General features: G+C 64.1%; 4 protein-coding genes. 3 read left to right on the top strand and 1 reads right to left on the bottom strand.

From position 1 onward, the window contains the following. Positions 1-81: 81 nt before the first annotated feature. Positions 82-489, bottom strand: a complete 408-nt coding sequence (locus AB1346_06025; protein MEW6719987.1) for a transcriptional repressor — start codon at positions 487-489, stop codon at positions 82-84. Positions 490-618: 129 nt separating this feature from the next. Between AB1346_06025 and tolQ the strand changes: the two genes are divergently transcribed. The 3 genes from tolQ to AB1346_06010 all read left to right on the top strand — a co-directional run. Beyond that, entirely contained in the window at positions 619-1,341 is a 723-nt protein-coding gene (gene tolQ / locus AB1346_06020) for a protein TolQ (protein ID MEW6719986.1), read from the top strand. A gap of 13 nt (positions 1,342-1,354) precedes the next feature. Then, the gene (tolR, locus tag AB1346_06015; GenBank protein ID MEW6719985.1) at positions 1,355-1,768 is read left to right on the top strand and encodes a protein TolR; all 414 of its coding nucleotides are present in this window, start codon (positions 1,355-1,357) and stop codon (positions 1,766-1,768) included. 55 nt (positions 1,769-1,823) lie between these two features. Further along, positions 1,824-2,065: hypothetical protein (locus tag AB1346_06010; protein MEW6719984.1), on the top strand; the 242-nt coding region annotated here is incomplete at its 3' end.

Raw genomic sequence — 2,065 nt, 5'->3', positions numbered from 1 at the left:
CCGAACGACCCGCGCAACCGCAGGATCAGCATCATCGTCCAGTACGCGGAGAAGTGACCGGAAGCGGCGGGATCAGACCGCCTAGTGCGTCGAGCCCGGCTCCTGATCGCCGCATTTCGCGCATTCCCCGATGATGTGCAGGTCGATCGATGATATCATCGAGACTCCGTCCACTTTCGACAGCGGGAGCTGCTCGGCGCCGGTGGGCAGCGGGATGTCGAACAATCCGCCGCACCGCGAGCAGTGAAAGTGGGCGTGGGACGCCAGGTCCCCATCGAACCGCGTGGAGCTTCCGTCGCTCGGGCGGATCTCCCGGACGAGCCCCTGGTCCTGGAGAAAGTTCAGGTTCCGGTAGACCGTCCCCAGGCTGATGTTGGGGATGATCCGGCGGGCGTCCTGGTAGATTTTCTCGGCGGTGGGGTGTTCCCTGGTCTCCTGTAGAATGTCGAGGATGACTCCGCGCTGCCGGGTGTTCCGGGTCTTTTTCATGGTGGCTCCTTATGGTGGCGCAAACACGGAACCAGTATTAATACCGAATAATATGAATGTCAAGACGATTGAACGGTGGCCCGGAATCCGCTATAAGGAGAACTTATCGTTGAGGAAAAGGAGGCACGTTTGACAATCCCGATGGCGCTGCCCGTGGTTCCCGCGGCGGCCGGCATTTTCGACACCCAGGTGCTGCAGCATGTTCTGATGGCCGGACCGATCGTCAAGCTGGTCATGCTGATCCTGATCGGCTTCTCCGTGATCTCATGGGCGATTATTTTCATGAAAATAAGGCTCTTTCGCGGGATCGACCGGCTCCAGACCGATTTCGCGCGCGCCTTCGCCGAGGGAAAGGCGCTTCCCGCGCTCTACGAAAAGGCCGAGAAGGGGAAGAAGTGCCCCATGACCGAGGTATTCAGGGCGGGATACATCGAGCTGACGCGGATCCACAGGGAGCGGGGCGAATCGGCGCCGCCGGGCCGGTTCCCGGTGGAGAACGTCATGCGGGCGATGCACAAGACGACCCACGAGCAGGTGGCCGGCATGGAGGACCTCCTCCCGTTCCTTGCGACGACCGGAAGCGCCACGCCGTTCATCGGGTTGTTCGGCACGGTATGGGGGATCATGAACGCCTTCTCGGGAATCGCGACGGCGGGAAGCGCCTCCCTGGCCACGGTGGCGCCGGGTATCGCCGAGGCGCTCGTCGCGACGGCGGCGGGGCTGGTGGCGGCCATCCCGGCGGTCATCGGGTACAACTACTTCCTCAACCGCATCCGCGCGATCCACACGCAGATCGACGGCTTCACCGTGGAATTCATCAACTTCCTCGACCGGAAGATCGAGAAGGCGTGACGCCATGGCCATGATGAGCTCCTCCAGCCGCGCCGGCGACCGCAGGGTCATGGCGGACATCAACGTCACCCCGCTGGTCGACGTGATGCTCGTGCTCCTCATCATCTTCATGGTCACCGCCCCCATGCTCACGCAGGGGGTCGACGTGAACCTTCCGAAGGCCAGCGCGAAGGCGATGCGCAGCGACGAGGAGCGCCTCGTCCTGACGGTGGACGCCAACAGCCGGATCTTCGTGGGGAAACAGCCGGTCGAGTTCAACCGGCTGAGCCCCGTGCTCAAGCAGATCGTCTCTCAACGGGAGGACCGGCAGGTGTTCTTCCGCGCCGACCGCTCCGTCCCCTACGGCTTCGTGGTGAAGGTCATCGCGGAGGTGCGCAACTCCGGGATCGAAAAACTTGGCATGGTCACCGAACCGCTCGAACGATAAGGGGCCGGAGATACAGTTTTCCTTTCCAGGTCCTTCCCCGGCGCCCCTGAAGGGGATGATCGCCGTCTCGGCGGTGTTCCATCTCCTCGTGGGATTCCTTGCGCTGACCGCGGTCTCCCTCCATAAAAACCCGCTCCGGCTCGAGCCGGTCGCGGTCGTCAGCCTGGTCGGCGGCGGGGAGTTCCGGGCGGAGCCGCCCGCCCCCGGGCCGCCCGCCGCGAAGGAAGAGGCGCCGTCGAAAGCCGCGCCGCGGGAGAAGGCGCCCGCGGCGAAGAAGGCCCCGGAGAAAGCCGCGCC

It is taken from the genome of Thermodesulfobacteriota bacterium (genome assembly GCA_040758155.1).
Lineage (GTDB): Bacteria > Desulfobacterota > Deferrimicrobia > Deferrimicrobiales > Deferrimicrobiaceae > UBA2219.
The sequence above is the reverse complement of the archived record's forward strand: the minus strand, read 5'-3'. Positions and strand labels throughout refer to the sequence as shown.

Coding starts and splice junctions, on each gene's coding strand:
- AB1346_06025 (MEW6719987.1), bottom strand. CDS start 489: ATGAAAAAGACCCGGAACACCCGGCAGCGCGGAGTCATCCTCGACATT.
- tolR (MEW6719985.1), top strand. CDS start 1,355: ATGAGCTCCTCCAGCCGCGCCGGCGACCGCAGGGTCATGGCGGACATC.